The sequence below is a fragment of the Streptomyces sp. NPDC057616 genome (assembly GCF_042800575.1).
GTDB lineage: Bacteria > Actinomycetota > Actinomycetes > Streptomycetales > Streptomycetaceae > Streptomyces.
The window spans coordinates 130,641-147,591 of record NZ_JBHVGU010000026.1 but is presented as its reverse complement, the minus strand read 5'-3'; the positions used below and the strand labels follow the sequence as shown (position 1 = coordinate 147,591).

The window sequence follows — 16,951 nt, the reverse complement described above, 5'->3', positions numbered from 1 at the left end:
GCTTCGGCCTCTTCGGTCTGCACGGCCTCGTCGGACGCGGCGGTGGCCGCCACCTCGGCGGTCTCGTCCTCGTCGGCCTTGTGGTCGTCGTCGGCCGGTATGGCCGGCGCGACGATCTCCTCCGGGGTCTCGGAGGCGGCCGCGGCGGGGGGACCCGCCGGGCGGGAAGCGGCACGGCGCCGACGACGCGGCGGCAGGGTGTCGCTCGGAGTGTTCAGTTCGGAACCCTCTGCGGGTTCGGTCGGTTCGAGCATGCGGGCATTTCTCCCGTCAGGCTCCCGGGCGCCGCGCCTGGTCCGGCAGACCGCCGGTGACGTCCGCGGCTCGCGCGATGCGCGGTGCCGCCGTCCGGGGCGCGGGCGCCGCACGGGAGCTCTCTGTGTCCTGTCTCGCCGGTTCCGTACACCTCATGCGTACGGCCTGGCGAAAGTCTTCTGGTCGGTGCGCTGCCCGACCCAGGTGGCTCCCGAGTACGAGGGCGGCGCTTCGACGTCCGTCCTTCGCGGGACCTTCCTTACGCCGGCGCCTTCGCGGCGGCAGCGGAGTCGGCCATGGGTAGGGCCGTCGCTGCCTCGCGGTCGGGCGCGAGCGGGTCGGTCACCGTGCCGGTCTCTTCATCGAACAGCCCCTGCGCCAGCCTGGTCACCGCTGCGGGGACCGGCGGCGCCAGGTCGGCCACGGCGCGGAGACCGGACAGGACGTCGTCGGGTCGTACGGCAGGCGTCACGTGCCGAACAACCAGCCGCAGTATCGCACAGGCCTGGTCGGTCGGCCTATCAGCCGTCGAACGGTGCGTTTCCAGTTCTGCGACCGCCGAGCGGGTGTCGAAGGTGCGCACGCCGTTCTTGGCCATGCGCTGGACCTCGACGGTCTCGGCGGCGTTGAACGCCGCGACCGCGCGGTCCGCCTCCGCCGGGTCGACGCCTTCCAGCCGCAGCTCCCACACGGAAGCCGTGAGCCGGTCGGCGAGCCCGGAAGTGCGGGCCTCGACCGCGTCGACGATGTCGAGCCCGTCGGGCAGCGACTCGTCGAGCAGCGCGCGCAGCCGCTCCGGATCCCGCGCCTCGGTGAGGGCGATCTCCAGGTACTCCGCCTCACTGCCCGTGCCGGTGGGTGCGGCATTGGCGTACGACACCTTCGGATGCGGCGTGAACCCCGCCGAGTACGCCATGGGCACCTCGGCGCGGCGCAGCGCACGCTCGAAGGCGCGCTGGAAGTCACGGTGGCTGGTGAACCGGAGGCGGCCGCGCTTGGTGTAGCGCAGTCGGATGCGCTGCACCGCGGGTGCGGGCGGCGGGCCTTCGGGCTGTCGCTTGCCCAGTGTCGCTCAGTCCTTCGTGAGTGCGGTCGTACTGCTACCAAGAGTACGTGCCGCGCGGCCCACAGGTTCCCGCCGGTCCACAGGATCGACCGGTTCCGGGGATGCGCCGAAGAGCATGCGCCGCATGTCGGCCCGTGCCTGCCGCACCGATTCCCGGGCGGAGGCCAGGGCCGGCCGGAGCGCCCGGCCCACGCTGCGCGCCGCCTCGGCGGCGGGCCGCAGCACGGTGTCGCGCACGACGTGGCCGACGGCGGTGAGCACGGTCCGGTGGAACCAGCGCACGGGTTCCACGAAGATCCACCGCAGGAAGGTCCCGAGGGCCCGGCCCGCCGCGAGCGAGATCCGCCCGGCGACCCGCCAGGCGTGCCCGAGTGCCTGGCCCACCTCGCGCCCGACGACGGCGAGGAAACGCCCGACCGGCGCGAGGACCCATCGCCACAGGGCGAGCGCGGGCAGCACGAGCAGCACCCGCAGGACCCAGTACAGGCCGATGCCCACGCCGGTGAGGATGAGGCCCATGCCGCGCAGGAGCCCCTTCAGGCACCAGGCGATCGCGTGGCCCACCGGCGTCAGCACCGACGCGTACAGCCACGAAGCCGGGACCACGACCAGGTACCGCGCCAGCCACGCGAGGGCGTGGCCGACGGGCGTCAGGACGTAGCGGTGGAGCCAGGCGAGCGGTACGGCGACCAGGACGTGCCCGAGCCAGGCGAGCGCCCTGCCCACGGGGACGAGGACGTGGCGCCACAGGGCGACGAACGGCCACACGAACAGCGCCCGCGCGGTCCACAGCAGCGCCCGCCCCACCGGCCGCAGCACGGTGTCGTTCAGGAAGCGCGCGGCGACGGCGAGCGCGTCCCACGCCATCCGCAGAGGCAGGACGAGCACCAGGACGACGATCCGCACCGGAAGACGGATCGCCACGACGAGACAACCTTCGGGGGCCTGCCGCGCGGGTTGCTGCTCCGGTGTCCCGGCGGGCGGCTTCTGCAGGTCCATACAGGCCTAGACGCCGCAACCGCCGCCGCGGATCCCGGATCGGTCAGTCACACAGGGCCTGGTCGGCCACCAGGAGTGCGTGCCAGTACCGGTAGTACCGCACGCCCTCGGGGTGCCCGGTGAACTCGCAGTACTCGACCGCCGCGGCAAGGGCCTCGAGCACCGGCGGGTACACGGAGGAGGGCACCGCCGCGGTCGCGTCCGGGGGTGGCGCGGCGAGGCCGCGGATCGCGTCGTGCGCCGCGGCGATCACGTCGCCGTCCAGCTCGGGGAGGTGCCTGCTCAGCTCCGCGTAGTACTTCAGGTGTTCCTGCCGTGCCGTGGTGAGGAGATCACTCGTCCCGGCCATAAGACCTCCCGCGCGGGTGAGGAGAAGCGCGTGCTGCCGACAGAGGTCAGACTAGGGCGCCCGACGCCGAACCGCCCTTCCTCGGGCGGGGAGTTCGGGTCCGGGAAAAGGGCGGGCCCGCGGCGACCGGCCCGCCGTCCTCCTCACCGGCTCAGCAGGCTCTGCACCAAGGGGAGCAGTTCGTCGGGGCCGGCGGCCGCCAGCTCCTCGAAGGCGCCGGAGCCCCGGCCCATCAGCACGCCGACGAAGGCGGCCACCGTGACCTCGGCCCGCAGCTGCGGCCGGTCCAGGCCCTGCCGCTCGTAGGCCTCCTTCAGCGGCGCGACCAGCCGGATCCGGAGTTCCTCGTGGGTGGCGGTCTCGACCGCGGGGTCGCGCGGGCGCTGGACCGCGGCCTGAAAGATGGGGCCGGGACCGCGCTGCCCGATGCGCTCGAACAGCTCCCCCACCCGCTCGGGGTCGAACAGGTCCAGCTCCAGGTCGTCGCCCGCCTCGGCGCGCAGGACGGCGATGAAGAGCTGGGCCTTGCCCCCGAAGTACCGGGCGATCAGGGCCTGGTCGAGTCCCGCGCGCTCGCCGATGTCGCGCACGGTGGTGCGCTCGAACCCGCGCTCGGCGAGCAGCTCGCCCGCGGCCCGCACCAACAGCTCTCTGCTGCGCGCGGAGTCCCTCCGGCGCGCGGGCTTCTCGGCGCTCATCGGCGCGGCGTCCCTCCTGTCACGGCCTGTCGGTCCCCGGTGACTCTGCCATGCCGGGCCCCCCGCACGCGCACCCGAGGCGATCCGCCGCCGTGACCTCCTCGGCGTGGCCCTCCTTGGACGGAGGCGGCGGAGTCGCCTACAGTCGCCATGTCAGCAGTTGCTGACTTATCGGCTCGCGGGTGCGGGAGGCACCCGCCTCCTCCCCGGGGAGGCGCGATTCACCAGGAGATGCGCTCGTGCTGCAGCAGGACGTCATGAAGCCCGGCACCCATCCGGACGTGGGCCGGCACCGCGCGGGGACACCGCCCGACGAGGCCCCCGTACGGCCCGGGCTGACCGGCCCCAAGGCGGTGCTGGCCCCGGTCGTCACCGTGCTCACCATCGGGCTGGTCTTCGTCGCGGTCTTCCTCGCCGCCTTCCACACACCCCGGGCCCACCGGCTGCCGGTCGCCGTGGCCGCCTCGGACCGGGCGGCGGCGGTCTTCGACGTACGGCTGCAGCGCGCCGCGCCCGACGCCTTCCAGCTGGAGCGCTACCCGGACGCGGACGCCGCCCGGTCGGCGGTCGAGCACCGGGCCGCGTACGCCGCCTACGTGGACACCTCGGGCCCGCCGCGCCTGCTGTACGCGGGCGCGAACGGCCTGGCCGTCCAGGCGATGGTCACCCCGCTCGGCCACGCCGCCACGCCCGACGGCAGGAAGATCGAGGTGCAGGACATCCTCCCGCTGTCGAAGGGGGACAGCCGCGGGCTGTCCGTCTTCTACGCCTCCTTCGGGCTGGTCCTCGCGGGGTTCCTGTTCGGTCAGATGACGTACCAGCTGGCGCCGCGGCTGTCCTTCGCCCAGCGCCTGCTGAGCCTGGTGGTCTTCGCCGTCACCGGGGGCCTTGCCACCGCGCTCATCGCGAGCACGGTCTTCGACGCCGTACCGGGCTCCTTCCTCGCCCTGGCCGGCGTCGTCGCGCTCATGGCGGGCGCCGTGGCGGCGGGTACCGGTCTGCTCATCCGGATCTTCGGCTCGCTCGGCGTCCCGCTGGGCTCGATCTTCATGCTGGTCATGGGCAACGCCTCCAGCGGCGGCGTCCTGCCCCCGTCCTTCCTGCCCGGCTGGCTGCAGCCCCTGGCCTCCGTCATGCCGGCCGGCGTCGGGGTGCGGGCCATCAACGGACTCGCCTACTTCCACCACGACGGGGTCGGGAACGGCGTGGCGATCCTCTCCGCCTGGCTGGTGCTGTGCACGGCGGCCGTCTACGGCCTCGACCGCGTCGCCGCCTCGACGGGCCTCCTGCACGTCGCCCACCGCGGCAGGAACGGTCCGGCGGTGAGCTGACGTACAGCGGCGCGGTGGGCGTGCCGGCGGTCAGGCCACCTCGATGCCGTAGTCCTGGACGAGTTGCTCCAGGCCGCCCGGGTAGCCCTTGCCGCCGAGCACGAACTGCCAGTCGCCGCCGCTCCTGCGGCGGAAGGAGCCGAGCACCAGGGCCGTCTCGCCCGGGCGCCCGTCGGAGACCTCGATGCGGTCGAGCTCGGTCATCCCCGGGTCCAGCAGGCGGATGCGGGCGTCCGTGAACCCCGAGAGGTCGGCCTCCGGATTGATCTCCGGATCGACGGCGGCGACCAGGACGAAGCGGTCGGCGCTCGCGGGCAGCGCGTCGAAGCTGACGCGTACGGCCGCCTTGTCCGGCGGTGCGGCCGGGAGCGCGGCCACCGAACCGTCCGGCGTCCGCGGGTTGTTGAAGAAGACGAAGTGGTCGTCGCTGAGGACGCGGTGGCCGGAGCAGACGAGCGCGCACACGTCCAGCGCCACCCCGCCGGACCAGGACATGCCCAGCACGTTGTGGTCCCCGGGCGCGTCGGGATCCCCGGGCGGGGCCGTGGTGGCGGGCTGCGCGGGCCGGGCCGGCGCCGCCCGTCCGCCCGTGCCGAGGCGCCCGCGCAGTCCGTGCCGGTGCAGCAGGTCGACGAGTTCGCGGCCCGGGACGAGCTCCAGCGGCTTGCCGTCGGCGAAGGTGTACGAGCCGGGGCCGAACCCCGCCGTCGTCACCAGGACCCCCTTGTTGGCGCCGACGTCCTGCACCGTGCCGTACAGGTCGCGGACGGCCGTCGGCGGCACGGTGTTGCGGTAGCGCTTCACCTGCACGACGATCTTGCCGCCCCGGATCGGCGCGGGGTCCACGGCGTCGACGTCCACGCCGCCGTCGTTGGAGCGCTGGGTCGTCACGGCCTGCATGCCCATGGCCCGGAACAGCTCGGCGACGAGCGCCTCGAAGGCGATCGGATCCATCTCGTACAGATCCGGTTCCTCGTCCCCGCCGTGGGCGGCGACGGCGTTCCCGACGTCCTGCGGCCGCCGTCCGGGCCGCACCCCGGCGAGCTGGTCGGGGCGTGCCGCGAGCTGCCCCCGCAGTCCTTCGGTCAGGCAGCTCACCGCGTCCACCTGCTCCAGGTGCAGCCCGGCGAAGACGGACCGCCGTGCCAGGACGGTCGCCAGGAAGATCTGCGTCTGCCGCCCGGTCGCCGGGTCGTGGTCGTCCACGAAGCCGTTCAGCACCACCGACTCGAGCGCGTCGAACTCGTCGGCCGCGAACAGCTCGTGCAGCACCAGCACCACCGACTGCGCGAGCACCTCGCGGTACAGGGCCCGGCGCTGCCCCACCGGGCGCGGAGTCTCCTTGTCCTGGTCGACGGTCGGCATGTACCGCACCGACTTCGTCTCCGGTACGACGCCGGAGCCCGGAAGCTCCCAGTCGAGCACCAGCTCCCGGGCCGCCGGGTCGTAGGCCGCCGCGACCTGCCGGGGGAATCCCTCGGGCCAGGCCGCCGACGAGTAGAGGGCCGCGGAGAAGTACTCCACGGCGGCCTCGGGATCCCTGCGCCGGAGCCCGTCGAGGACGCCGGTGATGCCGGCGTTGTGCCGGCGCACCTCGGTCAACTGCGCCTGGGCCCACTGCGTGTACTCGCGCTCCCGCGCGGCCAGTTGCTGCCGGCGCTGCTCCTCCGCGGCCTGCGCCGCGTACCAGTCGCGCTCGAAGCGGGCCCGCGCCTCGGCCTCCGCCTGGGCGCGCCGGTTCGCGGTCCAACCGCCCTGCGCCTGGTACCGGTTCGGGTCCGGCATGGTGACGGGCACGGCCAACTGCCCCGGCGCGAAGGGCTGTACGTCCACGGAGCGCATGAGTGTGGCCGCCCGGAAGGCCGGGGCGCGGCATCCTGCGGCGAGGATTCCCTGGAGCGCGGCGACCTCCGCCTCCAGCTCCTCGGTGCGCCGCCGGGCCTCCGCCTGCCGGTACTCCCGCCGGTTCTGCGCGACCTGCCGCTGATACGCCCGCTCCTGCCGCGCCTGCTCCCGCTGCCGCCTGGCCTCGGCCTCCGCCTGACGCTGCTGCCGGCGTTGCATCTCGGCCCAGACACCGACAAAACCGCTAGAGCGACGACCCATGAACCGCAAGCCCTCCCCAGGACGCCGGCGAAGCCGACCAGAACTCCGGTTGTCCCCACAACCGGCCGTGACGAAATAACTGTAACGAGCAGCAGTGATCCCGCCTATGTGCCTGCGGAGGGGAGAACTCCGGCGGTGTCCTCATGGGCCGTGGCCCGTGGCGTCACCGGATCGCGGAGTCCCGGCTGCTGGGCAGGAGTTCGTGGAGCAGGGTCTCGGCCTGGGGCCATTCGCCGTGGCCGGAGCCGGGGTTGAGGTGACCCACGGCACCGAGGTGTACGAGGCGGCTGCCCCATGCGCGGGCCAGTCCGGCGATGCGTGCCGGTGTGCCGAGCGGGTCGTTGGCGCTCGCCGCGACCACGCTGGGGAAGGGCAGCGGCTCGCGTGGAACCGGTGTCCAGCCGTGGGCCGCCGGCTCGACGCCGGTGGGGTACCCGTCCGGCAGAGGTGTCTCGAAGTCCGGGGGCGTGACCAGCAGTGCGCCGTGCACGCCCTCGCCGTGGTGCCGCGCCCAGTGCACCGTGGTCAGGACCCCGGCACTGTGGGCGACGAGCAGGACCGGCCCGTCCACGGGTGCCAGCGTCGCGGCGAGGTTGCCGACCTGGACGTCCCTCCGGAGCCGGCCTTCGGCCACCGGGGGGACGGTGCGGACGGCGCGGCCGGCCCGGGCTAGCCGTGCGGCCAGCAGCGTCTGCCAGTGGTCGGCGACGTGGTCGCGCAGGCCGGGGACGATGACCACGGTGGGTGGCATGGCGGGGCTCATGAGGCGATCTCCGAGGGGTGCTTGGGCTCCGCCTGCGCCCCACGGCCGGAGAGGCGCAGCAGGTCGCGTTCGTACCAGTGCCGGCCGGTCAGGAAGGCCGCCGTGGCCGCGAGCGCGACGAGCGGCACGATGCGCAGGGCGCCCAGCAGGCCGAACCGGTCCGCGAGCGCGCCGGTGACCGCGGGGCCCGGGGCCAGCCCGAGCAGGCTGTTGGCCAGGGTGAGCGTGGCGAACGCGGTGGCCGCAACGGCGGCGGGGGTCAGATTGGCCACCATGGCCGCCGCCGGTCCCGCGGCACCGGCCGACAGCAGGGCACCGAACGCCAGCGTCAGCAACTGGGCCGGTCCGGTGGGGAGTTGGAAGGCCAGGCCGAGCAGGAGGAGCGAGCCGAGACTGCTGCCTGCGGCGACGGCCCACTTGCGGATCGGGGCCGTGGAGCTGATGCGGTCCGAGACGGCACCTCCGAAGATCATCCCGACACCGATGACCATCGCGTACACGCCGGCGACCGCGCCCGCCCTGGCCGTCGTCATGTCGTAGTAGCGGTTGAAGAAGCTGGGCAGCCAGGACAGCAGCGCGCCCGCGACGAACAGCTGCAGTCCGCTGCCGATGTAGGCGCTGACGACCGAGACGGATGAGAACAGGCGGGGCAGATGGGTCCGCAGCGCCGCGTGCTCCCGCGCCTCGTCCCCGTCGCCGGACGGCCGCCGCGGCGCCAGCCTGCTCTCCTTGACCACGGCCCCGTACACCACGGCGAGCACCAGTCCGAAGATCCCCATCGCGGCGAACGCCCAGCGCCAGCCCGCCGCTTGGGCCACCGCCCCGCCGACGGCGACGCCGAGCACCGAGCCGAAGGCGCCACCGGCGATGAAGGCACCGGAGAGGGTGGCCCGCAGCGCGACCGGGAAGATGCTGAGGACGACGGCGATGCCCACACTGCCGTACGCCGCCTCGCCGATGCCGACGAAGAGACGGGCGACGAACATCTCGCCGTAGTCCGCCGCCGTGGCGCACCCGAGGGTGGCCAGGCTCCACATCGTGGCGGCGAGCAGCAGGCAGCGCACCCTTCCCCACCGGTCGGCCATGAGGGAGAGGGGGAAGGTGAGCACACCGACGGCCAGGGCCACGACACCGCTGAGCGATCCCAACGCGGCGTCGGACAGCAGCCATTCGGCCTTCAGCATCGGGAAGACGGCGTTGAGGACCTGGCGGGACATGTAGTCGGACAGCAGCAGGCCGAATCCGAGGGCGAAAACCGTCCAGGCATAGCGTTTGGACACGGGCCAGTCAGGCGCCGAGGCTGTCGGAACCGGCACCGGGGACTGCGCAGGGGTGTGAAACTCCATCGTCATCACCTCGACTGCTCGGAAAGAGGCAGGTCAGAACGGCTTGTCGCCGACGATTCCGGCGCGCTCCATCTTGCGGACGGCGGGCCAGTAGTCCTGGACGGCGTAGTGCTGGGTGGAGCGGTTGTCCCAGACGGCGACGCTGTCCGGGCTCCAGCGCCAGCGGACCTGGTACTCCGGGATCGCGGCCTGGCTGATCAGATAGGTCAGCAGGTGGCTCGCGCCCGGCGCGTAGTCCTGGCCGAACCGCACGTTCCCTGGCGTGTGGAAGTTGACGAAGTGCGTCGCGAAGGCGTTGACGAAGAGGATCTTCTCGCCGGTCTCGGGATGGGTGCGCACGACCGGGTGCTCGGCGTCCGGGAACCGCGCCTTCAGCGCGTGGCGCTCCTCCTCGGACATGACGGCACCGAAGGTGGCCTCGATGCTGTGCCGGGCGCGCAACCCGTCGATCTGCGCCTTCACATGGTCGGGGAGCCGCCGGTAGGCCTCGGCCATGTCGACCCAGATGGTGTCGCCGCCCACGGGGGGCGAGGCGACGCAGCGCAGTACGGCGCCCATCGACGGATTCTCCCGCCAGGTGCCGTCCGTGTGCAGGGCGTTCTCGTAGTGCTCAGGAGGGCTGTCGAGGTCCTTGTAGATGCGGACCAGTCCGGGGTGGTCGGGGTCGCTGCCGGCGACGGGGTGGTCCTCCAGCGGGCCGAAGCGCGAGGCGAACGCCACATGGTCGGCGCGCGAGAGGTCCTGCTCGCGCAGGAAGAGGACCTTGTACCGCAGCAGCAGGTTCCTGATCTCGGCGAAGAGGTCCTCGTCGCGGGCCGCGTCGGCGAGGTTCACTCCGTGCAGCTCGGCTCCGATGGTGCAGGTCAGCGGTTCGGCCTCGATCGAGGTGTGGCGGAGGCCGGAGCGCGGCGCGGACGAGAGGGTGTCGGGCATGGGTGCTCACTCCGTAGGAGGGGGTGGGGCCGTGCTCACACGACGAAGACCGAGGACCCGGTGGTCCGGCCGGACTCCAGGTCGCGGTGGGCCCGGGCGGCGTCCTCGAGCCGGTGGCGCTGGTTGATCTCGATGGCGACGCGTCCCGAGGAGACGTGGTCGAAGAGTTCGCCCGCCAGGGCGTCGCGTTCGGCGGGGTCGGCGATGTAGTCGGCGAGGGCGGGGCGGGTGACGAACAGCGAGCCGTGGACGGCGAGTTGCAGGGCGTCGATCGGCGGCACGGGACCGGAGGCGGTGCCGAAGCAGACCAGCAGGCCACGGCGGGCCAGCGAGGCGAGCGAGCCGGCGAAGGTGTCCTTGCCGACGCTGTCGAGGACCAGCGGCACACCGGCGCCGTCGGTCAGCTCCCGCACCCGCCCGGCCACGTCCTCGTGCCGGTAGCGGATGACGTGCTCGCATCCGTGTGCGCGGGCGAGCTCCGCCTTCTCCTCGCCGGAGACCGTTCCGATCACACGGATGCCGAGCAGTGCGGCCCACTGGGAGACGATCAGGCCGACGCCCCCCGCGGCCGCGTGCAGCAGGATCGTGTCCCCCTCCCGCAGCGGGTGGATCCTGCGCAGGAGATAGGCCGCCGTCAGGCCGCGCATGGTCATCGCGGCCGCCGTCTCGCAGCTGATCCCGCGGGGCAGCCTGATCAGGTGCGAGGCGTCCATGACCCGCTCCGTGCTGTAGGCGCCGAGCGGACTTCCGGTGTACGTCACCCGGTCCCCCGGCGCGACATGGGCGACGCCGTCGCCGACCGCCTCCACGACACCGGCCGCCTCGACGCCGATGCCGTCGGGCAGCCGTACCGGATAGAGCCCGGTACGGAAGTACGTGTCGGCGAAGTTGAGGCCCACGGCTTCGTGCCGGATGCGCACCTGGCCCGGACCGGGGTCGCCCACGGAGACCTTCTCCCAGGTGAGGACGTCGGGGCCACCGGTTTCGTAGAAGCGGACGGCATGTGCCACGGGGAGCTCCCTGAGGGTTCGTGGGACGGGGACGGCGGGTCAGACCTGGGCGTCGCGCAGCATGAAGCCGCGCTGTCCGGGGCGGCGGTTGGGCACCATGCCGAGCCGGGCGAGGGTCTCGTCGGCGTCCGCGTAGTACTCGCCGAGCTGGTAGATCCGCCTGGCGTCCGCTCCCGTGGCGATCTCGCGGCCGAGCGCCTCGGAGATCCGCACCATCTGCTCGACCTGGGCGACGGAGGACATCCGCTCGCCCTTGGCGCGCCAGAGGTTGTCCTCGTTGCCGACGCGCACGTGCTGGCCGAGCGCGATGGCCACCGCGTTCATGGGCGCCACGGCGCGCATGGAGCTCTCGACGGTGAGGACGGCGCCGTCGGGCACACGGCGGATGAACTCGACCAGGTCGGCGGGGTGCCGGCCGGCGAAACCGCCGCCGATGGCGACGTAGTTGAGGATCAGCGGCCCGGTGTGGACGCCCGCGCGGATCAGTCGCTCGACGGTCTCCAGCTGTGCCAGGTGGGCGAGTTGGAAGTGCGGCTGGATACCGTTAGCGCGCAGCCGCTTGAGGTGCTCCAGATAGAAGTCCGGACCCGCCTCGACGACCATGTCGCGGTAGGCCCGGTAGTAGTCCGGCTTCGCGATCGACGTGCCGTCCAGGTCGTCGTCGTCCATGATCTCGACGATGTTCATCTGGCTGGTGTTGATCGCGATCGTCACCTGGTCCGGCGCCGGGGTGAGCTCGGCCAGCAGGTGGCGGGTGTCGTAGGCGAGCCACTTGGCGTCGCCGCCCTCGCCCTCGGGGGCGAAGGAGATCGAGCCGCCTATCTGGAGGACCATGTCCGGCACGGCCTCGCGCAGCCGCCCGAGCAGTTCGTTGAACATCGACATCCGCTTGGAGCCCTTGCCGTCGAGCTCACGCACATGGATGTGGAGCACCGTCGCACCGGCGTTGTGGCAGTCGACGGCCGCCTGGACGTGCTCGTCCATGGTCAGCGGCAGGTCGTCCGCGTCGCCGGGAAGCCACTCGGGGCCGTACGGCGCGGCCTGGATGACCAGCTTCTCCTGGTTCTCCGGGTAGAGGGAGTCGTCGTGGAAGTGCACGGTACTTCTCCTTGTCGTAGGGGAGATCGCGGCACGGCGCGGACGGCGGACGCGGCGGCGGGGCCTGCGGCGGCGGGCGTCCGGGCTGCCTGCGCGGTGTTGCCACGCTAGGGCGGGCGGCCGGCGCGCACTTTGCCTGCGGTGACAGGTGACTTGCCCATCGGGGACATGCGAGGGACCCGCCGGCCCGGCGGCCCCACGTGTCCCGCCGGTTCAGCTCCCGCCGTGCGCGGGGCCGGACCGGGCCTTGCGCCACTCCCGCGGGCCGGTGCCGAAGTGCTCGTGGAACCAGCGCGAGAACGCGCTCAGGGACGAGAAGCCCAGCAGCGTGGCGACCTCGGTCAGCGACCGGCTGGGATTGGCGACGAACTGCTCGGCGAGCCCCGTCCGGGTCGCCTGGACCAAGGAGGAGAACGTCTCCCCGGAGCGGGCGAGATGACGGTGGACGGTGCGCCGGTCGACGCCGAGGCTGCGCGCGATCTGCTCGACCGAGCAGCGTCCGGTCGGCAGCAGCGCCTCGATGAGCTCGCGCACCCGGTCGGCCTCCGACGTCTGCCCGAGGTCCGCCAGGGGTTCGAGGAACCGCCGGGTATAGCTGCGCAGTTGCGCGTCGGCCATGGCGTTGGGAGCGTCCAGGTCCTCGGTGTAGAAGACGATGCCGTTGATGTCGCGGTCGAACTCCACCACGGGCCCGAACAGGCGCCGATGGCCCGCGGCGTCCCGCGGCGCACGGTGCGCGAAGCACACCGACACCGGTCGCCAGCGCGGGCCGAGGAATCCGCGCAGCACCCGGTGGAACGCGCCCACGGCGAGTTCGGTGCCCTGCCGCGCCGGCAGCGGCTCGTCGAGCCGGACGTCCACCTTGAGGGTGGCCACCCCGTTGCCCTCCGACAACCGGGCGCGCAGGACCTCGTTGTAGGTGTGCTGATGGCGGACCAGCAGCGCCAGCGCGCTGCGCACGTCCGGCTCCTCACGGACCAGCAGGCTGATGGGGCCGAGGTTGGAGAAGCGCCGCAGCTCCGCGAGGCGCAGGCCGAAATCCTCGCGCCCGCAGGCCGTGGCGGACAGCTCCAGCAGTCTCACCACCGCCGTGCCGGAGATCCACCGGTCCTGCACGGCCAGGTCGGCGGCGTCCAGGCCGACGCTCCTCAGCAGTTCACGGGGGTCGAGTCCGAGGGAACGGCTCAGCTCGACGTAGCCGTTCAGTGCGGCGGTGCGGACCAGGGGCCTCATGGGCACGCTCCAGGTACGGGCAGGTCCCCAGAAGTTAAGTTTCGCGTCCCTGTCCGTCAAGTATTCCGGCCGAACGCTTCGTAGCCTCCCCGTGACCGCTCACCGGACACGCGGAGGCGACCATGGCCGAACCTGCGGACACGACGACGGCGCCGTTCACCGGCCCCGCCCTGTGGTACGGGCCCGACATGACGGCCCGGCAGGATGGGACGCTGCGGCTGTCCGCCGCGCACGGCGCGGAACTGCGCACGGCGGTGCGCACCACTCGTGCGCGCGGCGCCACCCTGCTGCGGATGACCGTCGCCGACTTCCCGTTGCCCACGCTCGCCGCCGAACTGACGCGCTGTGCCGCGTCGTTGGCCGAGGGACCGGGCTTCGTCCTGATCAGGGGCATCCCGGCTGATCTGCTCGGCGGGACGCAGGCGGGTACCGTGCTGCGCGGCATCGGCCAGTACCTCGGCCGGCCCGTGCCGCAGACCGCCGACGGCCGTACCCTGTGCCACATCCCGGACACCGGCGAGGTGCCGGACGATCCGGCACCGCCCTCCACGCCCGCGGCCCGGGCGCCCGTGCCGTTCCACACCCCCGAGTCGGACCTGCTCGGCCTGCTGTGCCTGCGGCCGGCCCGCTCCGGCGGCCGTACGCTGCTGGCCGGCGCCGCCGCCGTGCACAACGCGGTGCTCGCCGCCAGGCCGGACCTCGCCGGGCGCCTGTACGGCGACCATCTCTTCGCTCGCCCCGGGGAGGCGTCCGGGGCCCACCTGGTCTCCCCCCTCGTCACACGGCTCGCCTCACGTCACGGCGACAGGCCCAGCATGCGCTACGACCGCGCGCGGCTGGACGCCGGGTCGCGCCCCTCTCGTACCGGTGCCGCGGACGGCGTCCGGGCCACGGACGACGAGCTGTACGACCTCGTCGAGGCGGCCGCCGCCTCGCCCGCCGTCCGGCTCGAGCTGGACCTGCGGCCCGGTGATCTGCTCCTGCTCGACAACCACGTGGTGCTGCATGCCCGCACCGCCTACGAGGACCACGACGCCCCGGAGCACGGGCGCCATCTGCTCCGCCTGTGGCTGGCCCGCGACGAGGACCTCCGCCCGCCGACACGCGCCGGCGTCGTCCCACGCGACGTCATCCACCCGGGGAACCTGCGCCCGGCCCAGTACGCCTGCTCCGCGCGGCACGGTACCCCGCCTCCACCGCGCACCCACCGAGACCGATCGAGGACGCCCCGGCCATGACCAATCTCGCCACTCTTCTCGTGAACTCCGCGGCGGCGCACGGAGAACGCGTCGCCGTGCGCCACGACGACACCGTCCTGACGTACCGGCAGCTCGACGAGGCGAGCGCCCGGCTCGCCGCCGTACTGCGCGAGCGGGGCGTGCGGCCGGGCGACCCGGTCAGCATGACGATGCCCAACGTGCCGCTCTTCCCGGTCGTCCACTACGGCATCCTGCGCGCCGGCGGCGTGGTGGTGCCGATGAACCCGCTGCTCAAGGCACGGGAGGCCGCCTTCCTGCTGCGGGACTCCGGAGCACGGCTGGCGCTCGCCCATCCGCAGTGCGCTCAGGAGGTCACGAAGGCCGCCGCGGAGGCGGGTACGCCGTGCCTGGTGACGGATTCCGACGCCTTTCCACGCGCTGCTGCTCGCCGCACTCCCCCGCACCGGGATCGTCGAGCGGTCCGGCGACGCCACCGCCCTGATCCTCTACACGTCCGGCACCACCGGCACCCCGAAGGGAGCCGAACTGACCCACCGCAACCTGCTGACCAACGCGGCCACCACCGCGCAGACCCTGCTGCTGCTCGGTCCGCAGGACGTGCTGTTCGGCGGCCTGCCCCTGTTCCACGCCTTCGGGCAGACCTGTGCCATGAACGCCGCCGTGGCCGCCGGTGCGACGCTGACCCTGCTGTCCCGGTTCGAGCCGGAGCGTGCCCTGGAGATCATGCGCCGGGACGCGGTCACCGTCTTTCTGGGCGTACCGACGATGTACACCGCGCTGCTGCGCGCCGTGCGGCAGGACGGGGACGAGGTGCCCAGGCTCCGGCTCGCCGTCTCGGGCGGGGCCGCACTGCCCGTCGAGGTGCTGCACGACTTCGAACAGACCTTCAGGGCCCCCGTGCTGGAGGGCTACGGCCTGTCGGAGACCTCGCCGGTCGCCGCCTTCAACCATCCGGACCGCCCGCGCAAGGCCGGTTCGATCGGTACGCCCGTGCGCGGAGTCCGGATGAAGCTCGTCGCGGACGACGGATCGGACGTCGGGCCCGGGGCGGTCGGCGAGATCGCCGTCCAGGGCGAGAACGTGATGAAGGGCTACTTCAACAACCCGGACGCCGGGGCCGCCGCACTGCGCGACGGCTGGTTCCACACCGGCGACCTGGCCCGCGTCGACGAGGACGGCTTCTACTTCATCGTGGACCGCAAGAAGGACCTGATCATCCGAGGCGGCTACAACGTCTACCCGCGGGAGATCGAGGAGGTGCTCTACGGGCACCCCGCGGTCGCCGAGGCGGCCGTGGTGGGCGTGCCGCATCCGCTGCACGGCGAGGAGGTGGCGGCGGTCGTGGTGCTGCGGGCCGGGGCGACGGCGACGGCGAGGGAGATCCGCGACCACGTCAAGGAGCGCGTCGCCGCGTACAAGTACCCCCGCGTCGTCACCTTCGCCGCCGAACTCCCCAAGGGCCCCACCGGCAAGATCCTCAAGCGCGAGATCACCGTCGAGGGGCACCGGGCCGGTTCATGACGGCCCTTCCGTGGAGCGGTACGACGGAGCGGTGCGAGGTGGTGGTCAGGGGGTGACCAGTTGCTGGCCGCCGTCGATGTCGTACGTGGCGCCGGTGAGCGCGTCGTTGGTCATCAGGTGCAGCGCCAGGGCGGCGACGTCCGCCGGGCCGACCACCCGGCCGATGGGCAGCGTCTTCCTCAACTGCTCACGCCGGGCTTCGAGTTGGTCGCCGAGCAGGGAGGCCGACAACGGCGTGTCCACGAATCCGGCGGCGATGAGGTTGACCCGGATCGGGGCGATCTCCAGGGCCAGGTTGGCCGTCAGGGCCGGCAGCGCCGCGGTGAGGGCGCCCGTCACGGCCATCCCGGCGGCGGGCCGCCGGCCGCCGGTGCCGCCGATGAACAGCAGCGTGCCTCCGGCCCTGACCTTCCCCCGGCCGGCCCGTGCCACCGCCAGCAGCATCGCGAGGCGCCCGCCGAAGTCCCGTCCGGCATCGGTGAGATCGATCTCGTCGAGGGGCGTGTAGGACGGGCTGCCCGCCGTCACCAGGACATGGTCGACCGGTCCGGACAGCTCGTGCAGGAAGCGCTCCAGGCGGTCGGTGTCGTGGGCGTCGAAGGCGGCCGTGCTCCGCGCGTTCAGTTCGTCGGCCACCCGCTTCAGACGGTCGGCGTTGCGTGCCGCGAGCACCACCTCGCCGCCGGCCGCGCGCACCTGCCGCGCGGTCTCCAGACCGATCCCCGCGGTGCCGCCCACCACCACGACCGTCTGCCCGGCGAGGATTCCACCCGGCGCGTGCCCTGCTTTGGAGGTCCCGGAGGTCTCGGAAGTCATGAAGAGTCCCCAACCGGTCGGCGAGCGGAACGATCACAGCTGAACTCCGTGGCTCCACAGTCTTTCACCGGCCCGGGGGGGGGGGGTGGGGGGGGGGGGAGGTGGGGGGGGTGGAAGGGAAGGGGTGAAGGCTGTAGGGGATGTCAGGGCGGCGGTGAGCAGGGTTCAGCACGCCGCGCTGCGAGAGGAGGATCGGGTAGTCGAGCC

16 protein-coding genes and 1 pseudogene are annotated in these 16,951 nt (G+C 72.9%); 4 read left to right on the top strand and 13 right to left on the bottom strand.

Annotated elements, in window-relative coordinates; genetic code table 11:
- From ACFU97_RS29905 to ACFU97_RS29885, 5 genes are all read right to left on the bottom strand, one after another.
- Positions 1-254: hypothetical protein (locus tag ACFU97_RS29905; RefSeq protein ID WP_384262672.1), on the bottom strand; the 254-nt coding region annotated here is incomplete at its 3' end.
- Between the two features lie 260 nt (positions 255-514).
- A complete protein-coding gene (locus tag ACFU97_RS29900) occupies positions 515-1,279 on the bottom strand; it encodes a TIGR03936 family radical SAM-associated protein (RefSeq protein ID WP_384262670.1) in 765 nt (254 codons plus the stop codon).
- A 48-nt stretch (positions 1,280-1,327) separates the two neighbouring features.
- A complete protein-coding gene (locus tag ACFU97_RS29895) occupies positions 1,328-2,320 on the bottom strand; it encodes a hypothetical protein (protein ID WP_384262667.1) in 993 nt (330 codons plus the stop codon).
- Positions 2,321-2,363: 43 nt separating this feature from the next.
- Positions 2,364-2,669, bottom strand: a complete 306-nt coding sequence (locus tag ACFU97_RS29890; RefSeq protein ID WP_384262665.1) for a hypothetical protein — start codon at positions 2,667-2,669, stop codon at positions 2,364-2,366.
- Between the two features lie 143 nt (positions 2,670-2,812).
- On the bottom strand, positions 2,813-3,367 hold the full coding sequence (locus ACFU97_RS29885) for a TetR family transcriptional regulator (RefSeq protein ID WP_384262662.1): 555 nt from the start codon (positions 3,365-3,367) through the stop codon (positions 2,813-2,815).
- A gap of 239 nt (positions 3,368-3,606) precedes the next feature.
- On the opposite strand from ACFU97_RS29885, the gene ACFU97_RS29880 reads away from it, so the two are divergent.
- Positions 3,607-4,698, top strand: a complete 1,092-nt coding sequence (locus ACFU97_RS29880) for an ABC transporter permease (RefSeq protein WP_384262660.1) — start codon at positions 3,607-3,609, stop codon at positions 4,696-4,698.
- A 30-nt stretch (positions 4,699-4,728) separates the two neighbouring features.
- Here the strand turns inward: ACFU97_RS29880 and ACFU97_RS29875 are convergent, their stop codons facing one another.
- The 7 genes from ACFU97_RS29875 to ACFU97_RS29845 form a co-directional block, all read right to left on the bottom strand.
- Positions 4,729-6,804 (bottom strand): restriction endonuclease, encoded by a 2,076-nt coding sequence (locus ACFU97_RS29875; RefSeq protein WP_384262658.1) that lies wholly within the window; start codon positions 6,802-6,804, stop codon positions 4,729-4,731.
- A 163-nt stretch (positions 6,805-6,967) separates the two neighbouring features.
- Positions 6,968-7,555, bottom strand: coding sequence for an RBBP9/YdeN family alpha/beta hydrolase (locus tag ACFU97_RS29870; protein ID WP_384262655.1), 588 nt, complete (start codon positions 7,553-7,555; stop codon positions 6,968-6,970).
- Positions 7,556-7,563: 8 nt separating this feature from the next.
- Positions 7,564-8,847, bottom strand: coding sequence for an MFS transporter (locus ACFU97_RS29865; protein WP_384262653.1), 1,284 nt, complete (start codon positions 8,845-8,847; stop codon positions 7,564-7,566).
- Positions 8,848-8,946: 99 nt separating this feature from the next.
- The gene (locus ACFU97_RS29860; protein ID WP_384262650.1) at positions 8,947-9,846 is read right to left on the bottom strand and encodes a TauD/TfdA dioxygenase family protein; all 900 of its coding nucleotides are present in this window, start codon (positions 9,844-9,846) and stop codon (positions 8,947-8,949) included.
- 35 nt (positions 9,847-9,881) lie between these two features.
- On the bottom strand, positions 9,882-10,856 hold the full coding sequence (locus tag ACFU97_RS29855) for a quinone oxidoreductase family protein (protein ID WP_384262648.1): 975 nt from the start codon (positions 10,854-10,856) through the stop codon (positions 9,882-9,884).
- Between the two features lie 39 nt (positions 10,857-10,895).
- Positions 10,896-11,954, bottom strand: coding sequence for a 3-keto-5-aminohexanoate cleavage protein (locus ACFU97_RS29850; protein WP_384262645.1), 1,059 nt, complete (start codon positions 11,952-11,954; stop codon positions 10,896-10,898).
- A gap of 213 nt (positions 11,955-12,167) precedes the next feature.
- A complete protein-coding gene (locus tag ACFU97_RS29845) occupies positions 12,168-13,187 on the bottom strand; it encodes an AraC family transcriptional regulator ligand-binding domain-containing protein (protein WP_384262643.1) in 1,020 nt (339 codons plus the stop codon).
- A gap of 122 nt (positions 13,188-13,309) precedes the next feature.
- On the opposite strand from ACFU97_RS29845, the gene ACFU97_RS29840 reads away from it, so the two are divergent.
- The 3 genes and pseudogenes from ACFU97_RS29840 to ACFU97_RS29830 all read left to right on the top strand — a co-directional run bounded on the left by ACFU97_RS29840 (position 13,310) and on the right by ACFU97_RS29830 (position 15,928).
- Entirely contained in the window at positions 13,310-14,425 is a 1,116-nt protein-coding gene (locus ACFU97_RS29840; protein ID WP_384262641.1) for a TauD/TfdA family dioxygenase, read from the top strand.
- A pseudogene (locus tag ACFU97_RS29835) lies at positions 14,422-14,787 on the top strand (AMP-binding protein); the annotation flags it as partial. The gene ACFU97_RS29840 and the pseudogene ACFU97_RS29835, both read left to right, overlap by 4 nt.
- Before the next feature lie 16 nt (positions 14,788-14,803).
- Positions 14,804-15,928 (top strand): AMP-binding protein, encoded by a 1,125-nt coding sequence (locus tag ACFU97_RS29830; RefSeq protein ID WP_384262688.1) that lies wholly within the window; start codon positions 14,804-14,806, stop codon positions 15,926-15,928.
- Between the two features lie 45 nt (positions 15,929-15,973).
- On the opposite strand, the gene ACFU97_RS29825 is transcribed toward ACFU97_RS29830, so the two are convergent.
- The gene (locus ACFU97_RS29825) at positions 15,974-16,744 is read right to left on the bottom strand and encodes an SDR family oxidoreductase (RefSeq protein WP_384262638.1); all 771 of its coding nucleotides are present in this window, start codon (positions 16,742-16,744) and stop codon (positions 15,974-15,976) included.
- Positions 16,745-16,951 lie beyond the last annotated feature (207 nt).